This is a genomic window from Aequorivita aurantiaca (genome assembly GCF_030410135.1).
GTDB lineage: Bacteria > Bacteroidota > Bacteroidia > Flavobacteriales > Flavobacteriaceae > Aequorivita > Aequorivita aurantiaca.
Map to the genome: position 1 here is coordinate 70,062 of NZ_JAUGQQ010000004.1, position 20,974 is coordinate 91,035.

At 40.1% G+C, this 20,974-nt stretch carries 20 protein-coding genes and 1 tRNA gene; 4 read left to right on the top strand and 17 right to left on the bottom strand.

Annotation, left to right across the window (positions count from 1 at the left end; translation table 11 throughout):
- Position 1: 1 nt before the first annotated feature.
- Positions 2-460, top strand: a complete 459-nt coding sequence (locus QRD02_RS07960) for a hypothetical protein (protein ID WP_290254402.1) — start codon at positions 2-4, stop codon at positions 458-460.
- 134 nt (positions 461-594) lie between these two features.
- A complete protein-coding gene (gene rlmB / locus QRD02_RS07965; RefSeq protein WP_290254403.1) occupies positions 595-1,332 on the top strand; it encodes a 23S rRNA (guanosine(2251)-2'-O)-methyltransferase RlmB in 738 nt (245 codons plus the stop codon).
- Between the two features lie 4 nt (positions 1,333-1,336).
- Here the strand turns inward: rlmB and QRD02_RS07970 are convergent, their stop codons facing one another.
- The gene (locus tag QRD02_RS07970) at positions 1,337-2,107 is read right to left on the bottom strand and encodes a rhomboid family intramembrane serine protease (RefSeq protein WP_290254404.1); all 771 of its coding nucleotides are present in this window, start codon (positions 2,105-2,107) and stop codon (positions 1,337-1,339) included.
- Between the two features lie 90 nt (positions 2,108-2,197).
- Here QRD02_RS07970 and QRD02_RS07975 point away from each other — a divergent pair, with 90 nt between their 5' ends.
- Positions 2,198-3,475 carry a replication-associated recombination protein A gene (locus QRD02_RS07975; protein WP_290254405.1) on the top strand — a complete coding sequence of 426 codons (1,278 nt, stop codon included), beginning with the start codon at positions 2,198-2,200 and terminating at the stop codon, positions 3,473-3,475.
- On the opposite strand, the gene QRD02_RS07980 is transcribed toward QRD02_RS07975, so the two are convergent.
- Genes QRD02_RS07980 through radC form a run of 6 tightly spaced genes read right to left on the bottom strand, consistent with a single transcriptional unit; the run spans position 3,472 to position 8,951 of the window.
- Entirely contained in the window at positions 3,472-4,263 is a 792-nt protein-coding gene (locus QRD02_RS07980) for a hypothetical protein (RefSeq protein WP_290254406.1), read from the bottom strand. The two genes, QRD02_RS07975 and QRD02_RS07980, sit on opposite strands and share 4 nt — an antisense overlap.
- Positions 4,260-5,675 carry a DUF5723 family protein gene (locus QRD02_RS07985; protein WP_290254407.1) on the bottom strand — a complete coding sequence of 472 codons (1,416 nt, stop codon included), beginning with the start codon at positions 5,673-5,675 and terminating at the stop codon, positions 4,260-4,262. The genes QRD02_RS07980 and QRD02_RS07985 overlap by 4 nt, the downstream gene beginning before the upstream one ends.
- Positions 5,676-5,679: 4 nt before the next feature.
- The gene (locus QRD02_RS07990; RefSeq protein ID WP_290254408.1) at positions 5,680-6,225 is read right to left on the bottom strand and encodes a hypothetical protein; all 546 of its coding nucleotides are present in this window, start codon (positions 6,223-6,225) and stop codon (positions 5,680-5,682) included.
- Between the two features lie 49 nt (positions 6,226-6,274).
- Positions 6,275-6,964: a YjjG family noncanonical pyrimidine nucleotidase gene (locus QRD02_RS07995; RefSeq protein WP_290254409.1), complete on the bottom strand. Its 690-nt coding sequence runs from the start codon at positions 6,962-6,964 to the stop codon at positions 6,275-6,277.
- Entirely contained in the window at positions 6,951-8,249 is a 1,299-nt protein-coding gene (locus QRD02_RS08000) for a DUF7033 domain-containing protein (protein WP_290254410.1), read from the bottom strand. Before QRD02_RS08000 ends, QRD02_RS07995 begins: the two co-directional genes overlap by 14 nt.
- Positions 8,250-8,255: 6 nt before the next feature.
- Positions 8,256-8,951 carry a RadC family protein gene (gene radC / locus QRD02_RS08005; protein ID WP_290254411.1) on the bottom strand — a complete coding sequence of 232 codons (696 nt, stop codon included), beginning with the start codon at positions 8,949-8,951 and terminating at the stop codon, positions 8,256-8,258.
- Between the two features lie 134 nt (positions 8,952-9,085).
- Between radC and QRD02_RS08010 the strand changes: the two genes are divergently transcribed.
- Entirely contained in the window at positions 9,086-9,526 is a 441-nt protein-coding gene (locus QRD02_RS08010; RefSeq protein ID WP_290254412.1) for a DUF1569 domain-containing protein, read from the top strand.
- Between the two features lie 88 nt (positions 9,527-9,614).
- Here QRD02_RS08010 and QRD02_RS08015 read toward each other — a convergent pair.
- The 10 genes from QRD02_RS08015 to mraY form a co-directional block, all read right to left on the bottom strand.
- Positions 9,615-9,688: transfer RNA gene (locus QRD02_RS08015), tRNA-Arg, on the bottom strand.
- Between the two features lie 73 nt (positions 9,689-9,761).
- Positions 9,762-10,211 (bottom strand): GatB/YqeY domain-containing protein, encoded by a 450-nt coding sequence (locus QRD02_RS08020; RefSeq protein ID WP_290254413.1) that lies wholly within the window; start codon positions 10,209-10,211, stop codon positions 9,762-9,764.
- A gap of 149 nt (positions 10,212-10,360) precedes the next feature.
- Positions 10,361-12,325 (bottom strand): cell division protein FtsZ, encoded by a 1,965-nt coding sequence (gene ftsZ / locus QRD02_RS08025; RefSeq protein WP_290254414.1) that lies wholly within the window; start codon positions 12,323-12,325, stop codon positions 10,361-10,363.
- A 77-nt stretch (positions 12,326-12,402) separates the two neighbouring features.
- A complete protein-coding gene (gene ftsA, locus QRD02_RS08030; protein WP_290254415.1) occupies positions 12,403-13,764 on the bottom strand; it encodes a cell division protein FtsA in 1,362 nt (453 codons plus the stop codon).
- 4 nt (positions 13,765-13,768) lie between these two features.
- Positions 13,769-14,464 (bottom strand): cell division protein FtsQ/DivIB, encoded by a 696-nt coding sequence (locus QRD02_RS08035; RefSeq protein WP_290254416.1) that lies wholly within the window; start codon positions 14,462-14,464, stop codon positions 13,769-13,771.
- A gap of 10 nt (positions 14,465-14,474) precedes the next feature.
- Positions 14,475-15,830 carry a UDP-N-acetylmuramate--L-alanine ligase gene (gene murC, locus QRD02_RS08040; RefSeq protein WP_290254417.1) on the bottom strand — a complete coding sequence of 452 codons (1,356 nt, stop codon included), beginning with the start codon at positions 15,828-15,830 and terminating at the stop codon, positions 14,475-14,477.
- An 84-nt stretch (positions 15,831-15,914) separates the two neighbouring features.
- On the bottom strand, positions 15,915-17,009 hold the full coding sequence (gene murG / locus QRD02_RS08045) for an undecaprenyldiphospho-muramoylpentapeptide beta-N-acetylglucosaminyltransferase (protein WP_290254418.1): 1,095 nt from the start codon (positions 17,007-17,009) through the stop codon (positions 15,915-15,917).
- A 43-nt stretch (positions 17,010-17,052) separates the two neighbouring features.
- A complete protein-coding gene (locus QRD02_RS08050) occupies positions 17,053-18,243 on the bottom strand; it encodes an FtsW/RodA/SpoVE family cell cycle protein (protein ID WP_290254419.1) in 1,191 nt (396 codons plus the stop codon).
- 41 nt (positions 18,244-18,284) lie between these two features.
- The gene (gene murD / locus QRD02_RS08055; protein WP_290254420.1) at positions 18,285-19,622 is read right to left on the bottom strand and encodes a UDP-N-acetylmuramoyl-L-alanine--D-glutamate ligase; all 1,338 of its coding nucleotides are present in this window, start codon (positions 19,620-19,622) and stop codon (positions 18,285-18,287) included.
- A 116-nt stretch (positions 19,623-19,738) separates the two neighbouring features.
- Complete coding sequence (gene mraY / locus QRD02_RS08060) at positions 19,739-20,971, bottom strand: phospho-N-acetylmuramoyl-pentapeptide-transferase (protein WP_290254421.1); 1,233 nt, start codon at positions 20,969-20,971, stop codon at positions 19,739-19,741.
- Positions 20,972-20,974: the final 3 nt, after the last annotated feature.

Sequence of the window (20,974 nt, forward strand, 5' to 3'; positions counted from 1 at the left end):
AATGAAAAAATTCAATATAATATTAACATTCGTCGTTTTGGCCCTTGTTGCCGTTTCTTGTGAAACTTACGATGATTATGACACTGACCGTAAAACTGTAATCGGATTTACTAGCGCTTCAGACAATGTCAACAATATTCCCGAAGGAGGCGAAAGAACAAGAACGTTTACAGATGTATTGTTTGTTTCTGATTTGGCACCTGTAGATAGACAATTTACGGTAACAGTTATTCCAACTATTTTGCCTGATGCTGAACCCCCTTCAACAGCTACAAATCCTGAAAACTATACTTTTGAGTCTACAGTAGTGATTCCCGCAAACTCTCAACGTGGTTCCTTTACCGTTACTGGTATTGACAACTCTATTGAAGATGAAAGAGGTGAGTATTTCTCAGTCGCCATTCAAGGCGGTGGAAATGTTGTATCTGGCGGTAGATTTACAGTAAGACTTAGACAATAAGTTTTTTGCAATCGCAACCAATATTTTTAAAACATCCCTTAATTTTTAAGGGATGTTTTTTATTACCAGATTTTTATATCCAATCCCATCCCAAATCTATTTACCTTTGAAAACATTAAATTCTTATAAATAATATGAGCGATACCACAAATACCATTTTTGGAATTTATCCAGTGAAGGAAGCCCTAGCATCACGAATTGTTTTCGACAAAGTTTTCATTCAAAAAGGAATTGAAAACGATAAATTTGAAGCACTCATTAAAGATCTTGAAAAAGCGAACATACCCATAAGTACAGTTCCCTTTGAAAAATTAAATAGGCTCACTAAAGGAAACCACCAAGGTATCGTGGCCGTAACATCTCCTGTCGCATTCCACAGTTTGGAAGAAGTTGTGGAGACGGCATTAACTAGCGACAAAGCTCCGCTATTTCTAATACTAGATCAAATTACGGATGTCCGAAATTTTGGCGCCATTCTTCGTACCGCAGAGTGCACCGGCGTAAATGCTGTAATCATTCAAAAAAGTGGTGGTGCGCCCGTTTCTGGCGACACCGTAAAAACTTCTGCCGGAGCCATATTTAAGATTCCCATCTGCAAGGTAGAACATATAAAAGATGCAATATTCTATTTGCAAGGTTCCGGAATAAAAACCATTGCAGCAACGGAAAAATCAAACTCGGAAATATTTTCAGTTGATTTAACCATGCCATTGGCTATTATCATGGGCTCGGAAGGAAAAGGAGTTTCAAAATCTGTGCTGTCATTGGTAGATGAGCGCGCGGCCCTTCCCTTAATGGGCGAAATCAATTCATTAAATGTTTCGGTGGCTTGCGGAGCGATTCTTTATGAAGTGATTAGACAACGGAGATAGAACTTCATTCGAGATCTGTTTCAGACTTCTTCTTAAGGGTATAAACTATTTTTATAAATCGTGGCGTTGGAGCGGTAATTTTCTCAGAAACTGGATCGATTGGTATATTCTTAGGTATTTCAATAAAATTTCCATTTTCGTCAAACTGTTTCAAAAACGGATCCTTTTCCGAGTCGTAATCATCGTGTTCCCAGTCATATTTCTTATTCGGAATTGGATTTCTTTTAAAATAAAAAGCGAATAATAAGCCAATAAAAAATCCTGAAAGATGCCCTTCCCAAGAAATTTCCGGATTAACTGGAAAAACGTACCAAAGCATTCCACCATAAAGGAAAACCACAATTAATGATAAGGCAATAAGTTGATATTGTTTGGAGAAAACCCCCTTAAAAAACAAAAAAGCAGCTAACATATAAACAATCCCGCTAGCGCCAATGTGTAGCGAAGGCCGGCCAATAAGCCACGTAGCGATACCAGTGAATAATAGCCCGAACAGCAGCACTTTCCAACGGATATCGCGATAAAAATAAAACAAGGCGGAAGAGAGCACAAAAAGTGGAACCGAATTATTAAAAAGATGTTTTAAGCTTCCATGAATGAATGGGCTAAAAATAATTCCGCGTAAACCCTTCCAATCGCGCGGATATACGCCGAATGAATTGAAATTCAAACTGAATCTCGACTCAACCCAAAATACAATCCACAGTACCATTACGAAAAGTAACGGAAATCCGAAAACCTCGGGACTGAATTTCAATTGGTTTGAAGTGGACATAAAAAGTAAATTACAAAAAGTAAACCTCTATTCAAATTTATGATAAATTGTCAGTGAATCGGATTTATTAAAATTGTAATTTTGAACAGTATGAATGCACCGCTTGCCGAAAGAATCCGCCCAACCATTCTTAAAGATTATTTAAGTCAGCAGCATTTGGTTGGTCCTAATGGTTCGTTGACTACACAATTAAAGACCGGAATGATCCCCTCCATAATATTTTGGGGACCTCCTGGAACCGGGAAAACTACTCTTGCAAACATTATTGCCAACGAAAGTGGGCGGCCATTTTATATACTGAGCGCCGTAGATAGTGGCGTTGCCGCAGTTCGTGAAGTCATTGAAAAAGCGAAGAAAAGTGACAATCTTTTTTCAGCCAAAAATCCAATTCTATTTATTGATGAAATACACCGTTTCAGCAAATCGCAGCAGGATTCCCTTTTGGGAGCTGTGGAAAAAGGTTGGATTACATTAATTGGGGCCACAACAGAAAATCCGAGTTTCGAGGTAATTCCAGCCCTTTTGTCCCGCTGTCAGGTTTATGTTCTTGAACCCTTTAGCCGCGAGGACTTGGAAGCACTTCTCAAAAAAGCATTGCTACACGACGAAATTTTATCAAAAAAAAATGTCACCCTAAAAGAAACCGAAGCAATAATTCGACTTTCAGGCGGTGATGCACGGAAGCTTTTAAATATTCTGGAATTGGTAGTACTTTCAGAAAATGAAGAAAATATTGTAATTACCAATGAATTGGTCATGCAAAAGGCACAGAAAAATACGGTGCTATATGACAAAACTGGAGAACAACATTATGATATCATTTCGGCCTTTATTAAATCCATACGAGGAAGTGACCCCAACGCAGCCGTTTATTGGCTGGCCAGAATGATTGAGGGCGGTGAGGATTTAAAGTTCATTGCCCGCAGGTTAGTGATACTATCTTCCGAGGATATCGGAATGGCAAACCCGAATGCTCTTTTACTGGCCAACAGCACTTTTCAAGCAGTAACTACCATCGGATATCCCGAAGCACGAATCATTTTGAGTCAATGCGCCATCTATTTGGCAACCTCTCCAAAAAGCAATGCTTCATATAAGGCAATTGGGCATGCCCAACAACTTGTGAGGCAAACTGGCGATCTATCTGTGCCCTTGTCAATTCGGAATGCACCTACCAAATTGATGAAACAGTTGGGATACGGGAAAGAATATGAATATGCCCACAATTATGAGGGCAATTTTGTGCCTCATGAATTTTTGCCAGAGGAAATTAAAGGAACAACATTTTATAAACCCGGAAACAACTCCAAGGAAAATTCACTAAAAACATATTTAAAGCAACTGTGGAAAAACAAATACGAATTTTAATCCTCAATTTGGTAAGTGGTGGAAGAACCATTCGCCGTTATCACTAAATTTCCCGAAGCATCAAAAGTAGCATTTGCAACATTTCCGGAAACGTCCATAAATTTCACCACTTTCTCCATTACAATTATTTTTCCGACCAAAACAAGTCCGTCGGCCGCCGCGACAGATTCTTCATATAATGAATAGCCTTCAGCGGTTTTGCGAAGTAAATAGGTTTTCCCGGCACTGGAATAGTTTGAAAATTTGGCATCTGGCAATAAGCTCTCGTTTTTGGGCAAAATTATGGGTTTCGAGGCGCCAGACGACTGCTGTTGTACTTCTTTTTCCGATTCCGGTTTGGCGAAATTGTTAGCTAAAAGAACTACTTCCTTTTGATCCACGTTCATTGCTTTCAAGCTGATAAATGCCTTCCGAAGCGCATCCTGATAGGATTTGTCGAACTCTTTGAATTTGCTTTTTCCTTCTTGACTTCTATATATTTCCTTATCATTACAGTCCTTCAAAACCACTTGTAGCTTTGTACCGAAAATGGTGCTGATCTTTTCAACATTCGCGAATAAACCGTCGCATCTGTTGGCATTAGGAGCTTGGTCTGCCATAAAGGCATTAAAACCATACTTTTCCAAATAGAAGTGCGTCATGGAATTTATTTGAAATTGATCCCTGCCCTTCAAAAAGTCATATTGTTCGGGCACAACCACATAACTGTAGTCGCTTAAATTTGAATTTTGTGAAATGATGTTAGAAGAAAATAAGAGCGCAACGGAAATTAGAAAATAACGGATCATTCTTCGTCAATTATTATATTAAAGCCTAGTTGTAAAGATACACTTTTTGCTTTTGCCAAATTGCTATAATTTATGAGGTTGTCCGTAACAATGTAAAAATTCAGCTTGCCAAAATCGGCTGCCATTCCCAGTCCAATATTTGAATATGAATAAGAATCTACCGTATATGTTGCTTTTGCGGAAAGAAAGTCTGTAAATCTTCTTTGGTAAAAAAGTGTTGCAGCCATTTGGGGTCTTTTGGGCCTAAAAATGGAATACAGTTGAAGCCCGATATTTTGCTTATGAAGATTATTATTGCCCATATTCAAACAATCGCAGGCGCCGCTGCCATTAAATCTGCCAAAGCCATAACTTAAGCTAGCATTCAATTTTGTGGGCCGGAATTGCACATAGCTGTTATATAAGGTATCAATGGGAATTTCCTCCTTTATTTCGTCTTCAAGATTGTCATAATAGGGAAATGTCGGATCTCCTTCACCCAAAGGTGGAAAAATCAGATTAATTCCATCCAACGTATAGCTTCCGTGGGCTCGATAGTTTTCAACATCTTTTGAATGGAAAATGGCGCCAACATCCAAGGCACTTGCGGAAAGGGTAAATGCATCATTAATTTCATATGTTAAACCCACATCCACTCCAACTCCCACATTGCCGCCAAAAAAAGCGCGGCCTAAAATTTCTCGAGTAACCTGCCCCGCCCCGTCTAAATCCCGCAATGAGGAATAGCCCGAAGTTTCCACGCTAACATCTGCGTTTTGAATGGTGTGTTCATAAATATTTTCAGAAGTTTCATCACCCAAACGAGTTACGAAGGTTCCGGAATTATTTACACTTCGATAACTGAACATACTTGAATAAAGCTTCAATCGGGCGCCAACGGTAAGTTTTTTGCTTATTTGCTTATTGAGCCCGAAATGGTATACTGTCATAAAATCGCCCGTGGTGCTTATTTCGCCCAAATCAAATTCATAATTCAAATAGTCCCGATTTCCTTCCCAAGCCAAAATGGCCAGATCTCTGGGAAAGTAGGCTATAAAATCAAGTTCTTGATAAATACCTCCAGAAAAGTAAATTTCACTTTGCGATCGCCATCCAAAATTTATAAGCTCCAACTGCTGCGTTGCCGTAAAGAAATCCGTATTCTTCATTTCGAAAATCTTCTGGGTAATACGATCATTGATATTATCATTGCCGTTCTTAAAAATATCATAGGCAGATACGCCCGAGGAGCCACCGTTCACATGAATTTGTGACAGGAACGGGATTCCATAATGTTTCTTTTGAAGCACCTTGCTACCAGGGTTAAGCATCAAGGATTGGGGAATATCATCAAATCCGTAGAGAATTTGCTTATTCTGTGATGTAGCAATTGCTCCCACGAGAGATAATATGATAACAAGAAAATTTCGCATTGTATTAGTATTCCAAAAAATAGGTAGTCTTGGATTTTAAATTCAAGTTGCCTTCTAAGGTTTCATCGGAGGAGGGAATTGATACCGAAACCACAACTTTATGTGCTTGGGTTAGAAGCAAAATATTTTCGCCTTCCACATTTTCAACAAATTCCGTTACTACAGGAGCAGCAAGCGAGCCTTGTGCTACGGGCGTTCCTGTTGCATAGGTTGTGTCATTAGCCTCGCTCAAAAATTGGAAATTTACTAGAAAATCTCGTGGAATGCTGTTTGTGAATTTAAAGTAGAATTCGGCCCGCTTTAGGCTTTCCTGCAGTGTACCGTCATCCAAAAATTTAATTTCAGTTGTGTCGCGAACGGTAAGTACGGGTGTGGAATTTATAGAGTCAAAGAACCGATTTGCCTGAATATCGAAGTAAATCAAATCCAGTTCAACAATGGGAGTAAGGGCTATTTGTTCGGCTTGGTCAAAATCAGTATCCTTTATGCATGCCGTAAAAAATAGGCAAGCACAGGCCATAAGAATGGACAAAGAGAATTTAGTATTCATTAATGGGGATAATTTATCTGTAGTAAACGCCGAATTTATCAGATTATTACTACAAATATTTTTTTATCTCGGAAAGTTCAGTAATGGCCAAATATGGTGGCGCCACCGCTTCATTTCTATAATTGAAGAATAGTGTATGCATCCCAGCGTTATTTGCGCCAATGATGTCCGCTTCAAAACTGTCGCCAATCATTACGCTTTTATTCGGAACGGCAGATGCCTTGTTCAGCGCAGCTTGGAAAACGGACGGATGGGGTTTTTTTAGTCCCACTTCCTCCGAAGTGGTTACGGTCTTAAAATATTTTTTTATGCCGCTATTATTCAATTTTAGATATTGCACCTGTTCGAACCCATTGGTAATTATGTGAAGATTATATTTCGAGGAAAGGTAATCCAGGATTTCAACGGTGTTTAGAAAAAGATGGTTGTCAATGGGAAGCTCCTCAATATAGCAAACGGCAATCGCGTCAATGGTTTCAAGCGGATATTTTAATTCGAAGATATTGAAGGTATCTGTCAATCTACCTCTTCGAAGCTCGTCTTTTGATACACGATCTTCTCGAAATTTTTTCCAATACAAAAGATTGATGGGCTCATATTCTCGCAAAAAATCCACAAGCGGCAAGGTGATGTTATGCTTCCGGAAAACCCTTTCAAATGCCAAGCCGGAATTTCGATCGAAGTCCCAAAGGGTATGGTCCAAGTCAAAAAAAATGTCGGCTATCTCATTGTTTCGCATATTCTTGGAGTTTTTCTGAAAAAATTATTCGCCAAACCTTATTATTATCTGTAGCCGAAAAATCTCGGTTTGAGAAAATCATGCTAAAAGTTCCGTTTACTTCCTCCACTGCCTTAATTGTATTGTTCACGGTTTTTTCAATATCCGAGGCATATTTTTTTTGGAAGGCCAAAGTTGTCATTGCCGAAGGATGAATTACCAGCGGAGTTTTAACTTCATAATCCAAATCATAGAATAAAAATGGAGTGCAGGTACCTGCCCGGAACCCGACCGTATCTCGAAAAACCATAGTGAAATCGCGTTTCACTTCTAGTTCCACCAAATGTCTGTAAATGTCCGGAAGGTTCACCAAATAATCTGAATTCATGGAACTAGCCAAGGCACGATTGGTAATTTCCTGCATCCGCCGCTTTTCAATTTTTAATAGCTCATAATCTTTAAGAGAATTAAATGAAAAGATAAGTCCCACTTCCTTGTAATCAGATATATATTTTATCAGCATTTTGAATGTCTGCCGATGCGTATTCATACTTTCAGTGAACGACCGGGCATTTCCCAAAAGAAAGAAAACAGTGAGTTTAAAATCGCTGCGCGTGGCTTTGTTAACTACCCATTTGAAAGTGTCCATCGGGTCCCGCTTAATTCCTAGTACAACTTGGGTCCGCTCCATCATATTTCGAAACTTTCCGTTGAAAAAGCTATCAACGAAGCCCACCACCGTCCTAAACATGCCTTTCTGTTTATACGCATAAGGCTGCGCGGCCTCAATCACGGGATGTATCGTGAGTGATTTTTGTGGAAAGACAAGTTCTGGAAAAGTCTGATTCAATTTATCCTTAAAAAGATAGGCCCAAATATCTACGATAGGTTGGTGCAAAAATCCTTCTTTATATGCAAGACTTTCCGAGGCCATAAAACGGCCAATTTCATCCTTCACGTGCGGAAGATATTCCTCATAACGCGTAATCATATAAAAGCTGGCAGAAAAAATATCAAATGGAAGGCCGCTACTACTTGAGACAGAAAAAAAACCAAAGGTCTCGCCCCACTTCTTCACTGTAAATTCAATCGATTCCAAACCTTGCTGTTCCAGCAACCCATAACTCTGAAAAAACAGTTCGTTGCCCAGTGGTTTTTTTCCATAGGAAATTTTGGGCCCTTGATGTGCTATAAACTCTTCAATCCCCGAAGTGAACGAAACCTCTGTTCCCAAAATACGAATGCAAATGTGCTTAAAAATATAGGATATTCGCGGGGTAAGTTTTTGGGTGTAGATTAACAGCATGGCGGGTTACAGCATATTTTCATCGGCAAAGCTAAAGTAAGCCTTTTCGGTAATTATAAGATGGTCCAGCACTTTAATGTCGAGGCTTTCGCCTGCAATCTTCAATTTTTTGGTTAGTTGAATGTCAGCCTGGCTGGGCTTCAATGTTCCCGACGGATGATTATGTGCCAAAATAATGCCCACCGCTCCAAGTTGTAAAGCATCTTTGAAGGCCAAGCGAACATCCACTACAGTTCCAGTGATTCCGCCCTTGCTCAACTGGGCACTTTTAATAATTTTGTTCGAATTGTTTAAATAAAGAATCCAAAATTCCTCGTGCGGAAGTTCGCCAATAATGGGTTGCACGAATTCGAATACTGAATTGCTCGACGTAATTTTCTTACGTTCCAAGGCCTCGCCGGTTCTTCTTCTTCGGCCCAATTCCATGGCGGCGGCAATACAGATGGCCTTAGCCTGCCCTATTCCTTTAAATTCCATTAATTCAGGAATTGAGAGTCTTCCCAATTCGCTCAGATTGTTATTTGCAGATGCCAGGATACGCTGGCTCAGGGATACTGCACTTTCGTTCCTGCTGCCGGACCCTATCAAAATTGCTATTAATTCTGCGTCACTAAGTACAGCTCGACCTTTCAACAGCAGCTTTTCGCGCGGACGGTCGTCTTCGTTCCAATTTTTTATGGAAAAGGAATTGTTGTCTTCCAAGGTTAGTTACGTTTCCTTAAAGATAATAATGATTGGGTGAACCGCCATTCAATTTTATCGAAAACAATACTTTGGAAAATATAATTTTCATTTTTATTGAATACATTTATTCCTTCAACCAACATGATTTAAAGATGAAATCACTTTTAGAAGCAGAACCCTTGGCGGAAATAAAAACTAGGCTCAATGCACTTACTCCAATAAGCGAAAGAAAATGGGGAAAAATGGAGGTTGCTCAAATGCTCCATCACTGCCAGCACCCTTTAAACGTTTCATTGGGGAAGGGGAATGTCAAAAAACAATTTTTTCCGTTGGCCTTTCTTTTTAAACCCCTGCTTTACAACGACAAGCCATGGAAACAGGGATTGCCCACGTCAAAATCATTTAAGGTAACGGACAGTAAAGATTTTGAAGTAGAAAAAGCCACACTTGGGCAGCTAATTGATGAGTTTCACACAAAGAAGAATGAAACTCACTGGAATCCGCACCCTCTTTTTGGGAAGTTCACGCCACAGCAATGGGGACAGATGCAGTATAAACATTTAGACCACCATTTTCAGCAGTTTGGGGTTTAAACCGATTTGTTGGGTGTGTATACAAAAAAAAGGAGGAGAAAAAATTCTGAGCAAGCTCAAAATTTTTCTCCTCCCTTTCATTTATTCGTGACCGCGGAGGGATTCAAACCCCCAACCCTCAGAGCCGAAATCTGATGCGCTATTCAGTTGCGCCACGCGGCCTTATTTCAGTGTTCAGTTTCAGTGTTCAAAATTCATTCTTTCAGAAAAATCTTTTACCTGGTAACCATTTTAATTATGAAAGTTTTGCCTTAACTACTGTAGAAATAGTTTTTCCATCTTTCTTTCCCGCCAATTTTGCACTTGCCAAGCCCATAACCTTACCCATATCTGCCATTGATGTGGCTCCAGTTTCTGCGATAATTTGTTCAACAATTTTTGCAACTTCCTCATGGCTGAGTTGCTGTGGCAAAAATTTCTCTATAATTGCCGCTTGGGCCAACTCTGGTTCAGCCAAATCTGGCCGATTTTGTTGATTGTAAATTGCAGCGCTATCCTTGCGTTGCTTCACTTGTTTTTGAAGAATTTTAACTTCTTCTTCTTCTGATAGTTCTGCCCTAGAACCTGTTTCTGTCTGAGCCAATAGCAGGGCAGATTTAATGGACCTCAATGCTTCCAAGGACTGTGTGTCCTTAGCTTTCATTGCCGTTTTCATTGCTTCCATTACTTTATCCTGCAGACTCATTTTTTATTTTTATAGAGTGCGAAGATACTTAATAAACAGCAAATGCAAAAAAGGAAATCTTATATTTCTATGCCCAAAATTAGTTCAATAAAAAAGCCCGAACTCAATATTGAAATTCGGGCTCCAGCTTTAAGTGAAAAAAATATCACTTAGTCCACGTTATCGTGCAAAAATGAATTGTTTCTTCTTAATTCAATTCCGTCTTCGTCAGTGTTTACCGATGTCCTGGAAATATTGGGCTCGCTTTTGGTTTGGTTTAGGTCAATCCCCATACGTTTGTATGCGGGTTGTTTTTCAATTTCATCAATGCGGGATGGACTGTTTTTAAATTTATAATTAAACTCCTTCATCTTTCTTTTTCGCTCTTCCGTGCGTTCACTCAATATTTTGGATATTGGGGAGTTTAATGGGTCTTCATCTTCCTGGCTCTCTTTTTCGTTAGTTTCTGGGTCTGAAATGGTCCTCTTTTCAAAAACAATTTCCTCTTCGTCCACTTCTTCGGCAACTGCTTTGGAGGGTTTCGCACTATTTAGCCGATTTTCCACTTCTTGATAATCGTCCAAACTATAGCGTTTTATACCATCACCAGAAACCTCTGTAACTGGAATAATTTCAATATGATCCTGAACTTCTATTTCATCCAAATTAATGAAAACGGCATCTTCAGTATTATCCTTCTCTACACTCTTTTTTGCATTATTAATAGGAAGGTCAAACATTAAAATTTGATCTTCATTATTTTCAACACTATTTTTCGGAACTACGGTTTCGTCTTTTTTCGGTGCCTCAAGAATTACGAATTGGTTAACATTCATATTGTTCACCGCCACTTGATTGAACTCTTCTATGTCCTTGGCAACAACTTCCTCGTAAGAAACATTTATATTTTTCAGTAATTCCGAAGTTTTCACGTAACCTTCGAACGGCGGTTTTTGTTCAATTTCGGCGTCGTCAAAAAGGGTATGCTTTACAACTGTCGGTTCTGTTTTTTGTTGTGGCGCTATGAGCTGCGGAGGTAATTTAACTGAAGTGGCTGTTGCTTTTGGATTAAGCTCGTGTTCCGCCTTTTGTTCGTCTTCCAGAGTGTGGATTATCTTTTTTGTTTCAGTATTGACAATTTCATTTTGTTGTTCAACATTGAAACCAGTTGCAATTACTGTAATGGAAATGGAGCCTTCCAGACTTTCCTCTTCGCCAACACCCATTATAATATTTGCACTGTGCCCTGCCTCATCTTGAATATGGTCACTGATTTCCCCAATTTCGTCAATGGTGATTTCATCGGATCCAGAAACGATTAACAACAGTACGTTTTTTGCGCCTTTTATTTTATTATCGTTTAGTAACGGGGAATCCAGCGCCTTACCTATGGCCTCCTTAGCCCGATTTGAACCAGATGCGGTGGCGCTTCCCATTATTGCCGTTCCGCTATTGGCAAGAACAGTTTTAGCATCGCGAAGATCTATGTTTTGGGTGTAGTGGTGCGTGATAACTTCGGCAATTCCACGAGCAGCGGTGGCCAAAACTTCATCGGCTTTTGAAAATCCGGCTTTAAAACCAAGATTTCCATAAACTTCACGCAGTTTGTTGTTATTGATTACCACCAAGGAATCCACATTTTGGCGTAATTTTTCTACCCCGATTTGAGCTTGGTCGTTTCTGGTTTTTCCCTCAAACTGAAAAGGTATGGTAACAATCCCAACGGTAAGAATATCCATATCCTTTGCCATTTTCGCGATTATAGGCGCGGCACCGGTTCCGGTTCCTCCGCCCATACCTGCTGTAATGAAAATCATTTTGGTGCTGGAGGTGAGCATACTACGTATTTCTTCCATACTTTCCACCGCGGACTGTTCGCCTACTTTTGGATTCGCGCCCGCGCCAAGCCCTTCCGTAAGGGAAACTCCCAATTGGATTTTTATGGGTACGGGGCTATTTTCCAAAGCTTGCGAATCTGTATTACAAATTACAAAGTCAACTCCCTTTATGCCCTGGCTGAACATATGGTTAATGGCGTTACTTCCACCGCCGCCTACTCCAATCACTTTAATCACGTTGGATTGGTTCTTCGGCAGATCGAATGAAATGTTGTCGAATTCTGTTTTGCTGCTCATAGTTCTATTTTTTTTGCAATTTTTTTATTTTCTTTTTTTTTCCGAATTCAAAGTTTTTAATCCTTGACATAAACTCCTTATTCCGCATTGTCCAGAAATTCTTTGAATTTCTCGGCCCATTTGTCAAAAAACCGTTTTGAGGTCTTCGTTTCCTTTTCGGGATTCTTTTTTTCCTTTTTTGCTATTTCTGTTTCAGAAGTGGTTTCAGCTGTGTCCGCTTTTTCATCTTGGGAAACTGCCGTATCATGCGGAAAGCGTTTCATCAATGAAGATTTTTCCTTGCTTTCCAGACTGTTCAACACCAATCCAACGGCGGTGGCATACATGGGGCTGGTTGTTTCGGCATCGCTGTCGCCGGCCAAATGCTCATTGGGATAACCAATTCGCGTATCCATTCCCGTAATATATTCCACCAACTGCTTTATATGCTGCAGTTGGGCACCACCTCCGGTAAGTACAATCCCGGCAATAAGTTTCTTTTTTTGGTCCTCGTGTCCATAATTTTTTATTTCCATGTAGGCCTGCTCAATAATTTCGATTACGCGGGCGTGGATTATTTTGGAGAGGTTTTTTAAGCTGATTTCTTTTGGCTCCCTGCCTCTTAAACCGGGGATGGAAACAATCTCATTGTCTTTGTTTTCTCCTGGCCAAGCGGAACCGAATTTTATTTTCAACAGTTCGGCCTGCTTTTCAATTATGGAACAACCTTCCTTTATGTCTTCAGTAATAACGTTGCCACCAAATGGGATAACGGCCGTATGGCGAATAATTCCATCTTTAAAAATTGCCAAATCCGTTGTTCCGCCTCCAATGTCAATCAACGCAACTCCTGCCTCCTTTTCTTCCTGGCTTAATACCGCCTTCGCCGATGCCAATGGTTCCAACGTTATGGCGGAAAGTTCCAGTCCCGCACTTTTAATACATCTACCTACGTTTCTGATTGATGAAACCTGCCCTAGCACAACGTGGAAATTAGCTTCCAATCTGGCGCCGTACATCCCGATAGGTTCCTTTACTTCAGCCTGCCCATCTACCTTAAAATCTTGAGGCAGCACGTGCAGTATTTCTTCACCGGGTAGCATTACCAATTTGTGGACCTGGTTGCACAGACGGTCAATATCTTCCTCGCCAATAACATCCTCACCGTTGGGACGGGTTATATAATCACTGTGCTGAAGACTTCTAATGTGCTGCCCGGCAATGCCCACAACCACTTCCTTTATTTTCAATCCGGATGAAGTTTCGGCATCCTGCACGGCTTGTTGGATGGATTGAATGGTTTGGGTAATGTTGTTCACAACGCCTCGGTGCACGCCAAGGCTTTTCGCTTTCCCAATTCCCAACACTTCCATTTTGCCATAATCATTTTTCCTACCAATCATTGCAACTATTTTGGTAGTTCCAATATCCAATCCTACGGCAATATTATCTTTTTCCATGGTCTTACTTTTTTGTGGCAATTACCTGATTTTCAAATTTCAGGTTTACCTTGTTGTACGCGTACAACGTACTATCCTGTTTTGTCTTTTTATAGAATGCTTTAAAGTTTTGAAACTTTTTATCGATGTTTTCTGGTTGCCCGAAAAGCACTTGAAAATCCATCGTGCGTAGTTCCAATGCTATGTTGCCATCAGCTTTTCGGTGCAAACCAATCACGCTGCTTTTCATAAATTCATCCTCTTCAATTTTGAGCAACAGCGAGGTTACTTCCTTAAAATTATTTTTTGAAACTCCTGTAATTATTGGCACCCTTGCGGAGTATACATCAGAAAGTGGCATTTTTTTACCATCCGCATCCAAATAATAATCCGGTGTTGCGGAGACCCGACCTACTGGTTTTCTTTGTTCAATTTTAGCGCCAAGTGCGCCATCTATCGATACATAAACCTGAGCGCCACGAACCATAGGATTTTCAAGCAATCTTTGCTCCATCTTCTTCAAAACTAAAGTTTCTTTACCTATGCTCGTAACATCGTCATGTTTTTGTATCAACAATTTATTAACTGTATTATAGGTGATAAAAGGGCTATTTTCATCTAAAAACTCTACGTTTAGTTTGGTGATCTTTCTGGCATCATTTCGTTTTTTGGTAAAGCTGAAAAGAAAGGCCAAGAGTCCGATAAGGAGTATAAATTTCATTATGTCAATACTACGTCTCATGTCTCAACTTTTCGGTTAATTTTTGTACTTCGGCCCCAATATCGCCAGCACCAACCAGCAACTTTATCCTGCATTTGGATTGTAATAAAATTTCTGGCAAGGCAGATTTAAACACCACTCTTTTATGTTCTACGTTTATCTGTTTTAAAAGCCATTCGGAAGTAATTCCAGCCATTGGCTCCTCCCTTGCCGGGTAAATATCCAACAGGACCACTTCGTCAAATTGGGAAAGACTTTTTGCAAAACCTTCAGCAAAATCGCGCGTTCTGCTAAAAAGATGGGGTTGAAAAACAATCTGTTTACGATCTTCCGGATACATTTCATCCACCGCCTGGAACAGCGCGTCAAGTTCTGTAGGATGGTGCGCATAATCATCTATCAGAACAAGTTCCTCGGTTTTAATTTTGTATGAAAACCTTCTTTTAACACCTTTAAAGGAAGCCAATGCTTTGGGCAGGCAATCGGTTGGGGAGCCTGCTAGAATTGCCATGCCCAGAGCCATAATGGCATTCGTAAGATTGTGGTGTCCCGGAAGTTTGAAGGTGAAATTTTCCAAAACTCCGTTCGGCGTTTTTAAGTTGAAATAATATATACCATCCTCAATTTTTACTTGCTGCGCTTCATAATTCGCCGTTTCATCAATGGCCACGGTCATTCCATCCAAAGGCAGATTCTTTTTTATAAGAATGTGATCATCCTTTTCAACCAATTGCGCGAAAGTTCTGAAAGCGGCCTCAATTTCAGAAGCATCCCCGTAAATATCCAGATGGTCAGCATCCATCGACGTAATGCAGGAAATGTCGGGACGAAGCTGAAGGAAGGAGCGGTCAAATTCATCTGCTTCAACAACGGTTATTTTATTGCCTCTGTAAATAAAATTTGAGTTATAATTTTCTGCGATTCCACCTAAAAAGGCAGTAACGGGCATCTTGCATTCTGCCAACAAATGCCCTAAAATTGCGGAAGTCGTAGTTTTTCCATGTGTTCCGGCAACGGCAAGGCAAAGGGTATTTTTTGAAACTTCACCCAAAAGTTGTGCGCGCTTCAAAATTTTAAAATTTTCAGAGATAAAGAAATTGAATATTTTGTTGCCCTGCGGAATGGCTGGCGTATAAACGATCAAAACAGTTTCCTTTGCTAAAATTTCTTCCGGAATTTCAGAAACTGCATCCACAAATGTTACCGGAATTCCTTCGGAAATTAAATCATCGGTCAAATCCGTGGGCGTTTTATCGTACCCAAAAACAGCCTTCCCCTGCATCTTGAAATACCGCGCGAGCGCACTCATTCCGATGCCACCGATGCCGACGAAATAGTAGGTTTGTATGTTTTTGAGTTCGATCATTTTAAGTTTAAATATTTAGAAGTTTAAATGGTTAAAAGTCGGTGCGATTGAAAAAGCACTAAAACTTTTAAACTCATAAACTCTTCAACTCATTTCGAGTAATTTTTCTATTTCTTCAACTATATCTTTCGTGGCATTTGGTTTTGCCAGTTTTTTTATGTTTTCCGAAAGGGTTTTTTGTTTTTCTTCGGAAGAAATTAGTGCCAAAAATTCCTTTTCAAACTTGCTTTCCAATTCCGTTTCGCGAATTAAGAGTGCTGCATTTTTATCAGAAATAGCCATTGCATTTTTAGTTTGATGGTCTTCCGCAACATTTGGTGATGGAATGAAAATTACCGGTTTTCCCACCAAACATAACTCTGAAACCGAAAGGGCACCCGCGCGTGAAATGATAAAATCGGCTGCGGCATATGCCAAATCCATTCGGTTTAAAAATGTGTGCACCTGCACACTTTGGTTTCCGGAATTTTTATAGGTTTCTTCGTAATATTTCCCGCACTGCCAAATCACTTGCAAATTATTTGCCTCGAAAAATTGTAATGATTTTTCAATCAATTGGTTTATTCTTTTAGCGCCCAAACTTCCGCCCAAAACCAATAGCGTTTTTTTGTCATTTTCTAATTTAAAAAATTGGATTGCTTCAGCTCTTTTTGATGAAATGTCCAGCAAATCCTGCCGTACTGGGTTGCCAGTTAGTTTTATTTTTTGTGGGGGAAAGAACTTTTCCATTCCTTCATATGCCACACAAATTCTTTGAACTTGTCCGCTAAGCCATTTGTTTGTAATTCCGGCGTGGCTGTTTTGTTCCTGAATCAAACAGGGAATTTTTCTTATGGAAGCCATTTTCAGCAACGGGGCGCTAGCATAACCTCCAGTTCCAATGGCTGCATCAGGTTTAAATTTTTTCAGAATTTTGCCCGATTTTATCAAACTTGAAATCAATTTCAGCGGAAATGCCAAGTTTTGTAACGAAAGATTTCGTTGAAAACCGGAGATCCACAATCCTTTAATTTTATATCCGGCCTGCGGCACCTTTTCCATTTCCATTCTGTCCTTTGCGCCCACAAACAAAAATTCAGCATCGGGGAAACGACCTTTTAACTCGTTCGCAATGGCAACCGCCGGGTAAATATGACCGCCGGTTCCTCCTCCGCTAATGATGAATTTTTTTGGTTTCAACAGATTATTATTGTTTCATTTTTGAAATTCTTGTTTCCTGTTTTTAAATAGCTTCGCTTAAAATGTCCAAGGGATTTTCTTCTTTTTCTTCCTTCGCGACCACTTCCCGTTTTGCACTTACACTTAAAATCATTCCCAAGGCCAAACACGTCATCCAAATGGAGGTTCCGCCACTGCTTATTAATGGTAAATTTTGCCCGGTAACTGGGAACAATTCCACCGCAACCGCCATGTTTATCATAGCTCTAAAAACGATGGGCAAACCCACGCCAATGACGAGCAGTTTTCCGAAAACTGAGGTAGATTTATGTGCAACTACAACAATTCTGAAAAGCAAAAACAGATATAATACCATTAGAAACATACCGCCCAAAAGGCCCCATTCCTCAACGATAATGGCATAAATAAAATCTGAAGAGGACTGTGGCAAAAAGTTTTTCTGCACGCTTTTGCCTGGGCCCAACCCCGTTATGCCACCGGAGGCGATTGCTATTTTGGCCTTTTCAATTTGGTAGTCGGCTTCGGTATCTTTATTATCGCTGAAATTTTCAACCCGACTTATCCACGTATCCACACGGTTCGGGAAAACCCCGGGAAATGCCTTTGCGGAAATCACAAAAAACGTGAGAAAAACTAAACCCGCACCAAGTATGATAGCCAAGTAACGCAACGGATACCCGCCAATAAAAACAAGGATAACAATCATTACGAAAAAGATTGCGGTGGTTGAAAAATTCGCGGGAAGAATTAATGCCAAAACAATGAAAACTGGGGTCCAAAGGGGCAGGATGGTTTCCTTAAAAGTTACGGTTTTGTCCTTTATGCGAGAAAGATACCGGGCCACATATGTCATTAAAACAACGCCCGCCAAGGTTGACGTCTGAAATGTTACGCCCACAAAAGGAACGCGTATCCACCTACTTGCGTTTGCCCCGTCAATGGTGGTTCCTTCAGCCATTGTGATTATTAATAGTAGAATAATTACGGGAACGGCAATAATGGAAAGGCCTCGGAAATAATTATATGGAATTTTATGTACGCCATACAAAATGGCGATTCCCAATACCAAATGTGCAAAATGCCTTAACAGGTATGGAAGCGTGCTACCATCGCCATACAGATAGGCCAAATTACTGCTGGCGCTGTAAACCGGCAAAAAGGAGAAAAGCGCCAAAAGGCCTGCTATTCCCCATATTGCCCTATCGCCCTGTAAGTATTGGAAAATGTTTCGCACTTTTATTTATTGTTTATTGATTATTACTTCAATTTCAAGAATTATAGGTTCCTTACCGCTTCCTTAAACTGTCGGCCTCGGTCTTCGTAATTTTCGAACAAATCGAAGCTGGCGCAGGCCGGAGAAAGAAGTACGGTATTATTTCTTTCAGCTAATTTGTAGGCAATCTGCACCGCTTGCGCCATGGAATCCGTTTCAAAAATTGTATCGACAATATTTCCAAAGGCATTAATGATTTTTTGATTGTCGACGCCCAAGCATATAATTGCCTTCACTTTTTCATTTACCAGCGGCAAAAGTTCACTGTAATCGTTGCCTTTGTCCACGCCACCCACAATCCAAACCGTTGGGTTTTCCATACTATCCAATGCATAAAATGTTGCATTTACGTTCGTAGCCTTGCTGTCGTTTATATACATCACATTGTTGATTTTCAAAACTTTTTCAAGACGGTGTTCAACCCCTTGAAATCCTTCCAGACTTTCACGAATGGTTTGTTTTCTAATTCTCAATAATGTGGCTACGGTTGATGCGGCCATAGCATTTTTAACATTGTGTTCCCCCTGTATTCCTAATGTTGCGATTGGCATAGTAAATTCTGTGTTATTTATTTTTATTATTATTTCGTTGTTTTTTTTAAATGCCCCTTGATTCAATTCTTTTTTAACTGAAAAAGGCAGCGGCTGCGATTTTATTTGGTTCTGCGAAAGCCATTTTATAATTTCCACATCGTCTGCGTCATAAATGAAATAGTCCTGCGACGTTTGGTTCATTACGATCCTGAATTTTGAAGCGATATAATTTTCATATTTATAATCATATCTATCCAAATGGTCCGGACTTAAATTGGTCAAGACCGCGATGTGGGGCGTAAAGGTTTCAATTCCGTCAAGCTGAAAACTGCTGAGCTCAAGCACAAAATTTTCATACTTTTCCTCGGCAACCTGTTCCGCAAAACTCTTCCCGATGTTACCGCCCAATGCCACATTCAGTCCGCCGTTTTTCAATAATTCGTATGTCAAACTTGCGGTTGTGGTTTTTCCGTTACTGCCGGTAATTCCCACGGTTGTTGCTTTCGTAAATTTTGAAGCGAATTCTATTTCAGAAATTATCTTCACTCCTTTTTCAATCAATTTTTTAATGATCGGCGCCGTATCAGGAATTCCCGGACTTTTCATCACCAAATCCGCAGCAAGGATTTTTTCTTCGGAATGGCCTTCATCTTCCCATTCAATCCCATTATTTATAAGAACTTGTTTGTATTTCTCCTTTATTTTTCCGAAGTCTGAAACAAATACTTCGAAACCTTTTTTCGTTCCCAAAAGGGCAGTTCCCACTCCGCTTTCACCACCTCCCAGAATTACGATATTCTGCTTCATAATGCGTACAGATAATTTTCTTCTTCCGATGACGCTAGGGCGCAAAGTGTTTTCATATCTGCATAAACTTCTAAACTCATCACTAAACTTTTAAACTTATTGACCCACCGATTTCCTCAACGTATCTTCAGCGTTACAATCGTAATTACTGCTAAAAAAATCCCCACAATCCAAAACCGTGTTACAATTTTACTTTCGTGAAAACCTTTAATTTGATAATGGTGATGCAATGGCGACATTCTAAAAATCCGTCTTCCCTCGCCAAATTTTTTCTTTGTGTATTTGAACCAACTTACCTGCAAAACCACCGAGAGATTTTCCATCAAAAATATTCCGCAGAGGATGGGGATTAACAATTCTTTTCGCACTGCAATTGCGATCACGGCAATGATTCCGCCGATAGTCAAGCTGCCCGTGTCGCCCATAAATACTTGTGCGGGATACGTGTTGTACCACAAAAAACCAATGAGCGCTCCCACAAAAGCTGTTATGAAAATGGTCATTTCGCCCGTATTTGGGATGTACATAATATTTAAGTAATCAGAAAAAATGACATTGCCCGAAACCCAAGCGAAAAGTGCGAGGGTGAGGCCAATGATGGCTGAAGTTCCCGCCGCAAGTCCGTCAATACCATCTGTTAGGTTTGCGCCATTTGAGACTGCAGTAATAATAAAAATAACGATTGGAATGAAAATGAGCCAGACGTAGCTTTTGTAGTTATCGCCCGCCCAACTTATTAATTCTGAATAATTAAATTCATTTTCCTTTACAAAGGGAATGGTTGTGAGCATCGCTTTGTCCTTCACATAAAATTCATTTGTGGGGCCTTTGGCAATTATTTCGGTTTCCGTTCCCGGATTTTCTATAGTTCGCTGCACAATGATGGCCGGATGGAAATACATTGTGGCGCCCACGAAAAGTCCCAGCCCAATTTGACCGATCACTTTAAATTTCCCCGGCAAACCTTGCTTATCGTTTTTAAATTTTTTGATGTAATCGTCTATAAATCCAATGGTTCCCATCCACAGCGTAGTTACGATTAGAAGGATTACGTAAATATTTTCTAGCTTGGCAAAGAGCAATACGGGAATAAGCGTGGCCAAAATGATGATTATACCACCCATAGTCGGGGTTCCAGCTTTTTCATTCTGGCCTTCCAACCCAAGGTCGCGGATGGATTCCCCCACCTGTTTCTTTTGAAGGAATTTTATTATTTTCTTCCCATAAACAGTGGCAATAAACAAAGAAAGAATAACGGCCAAAATAGCGCGAAACGTAATAAAATTGAACAGCCCGGTGCCCGGTACGTCATATGTTCTGTCTAAATATTCAAAGAGATAGTAGAGCATTAG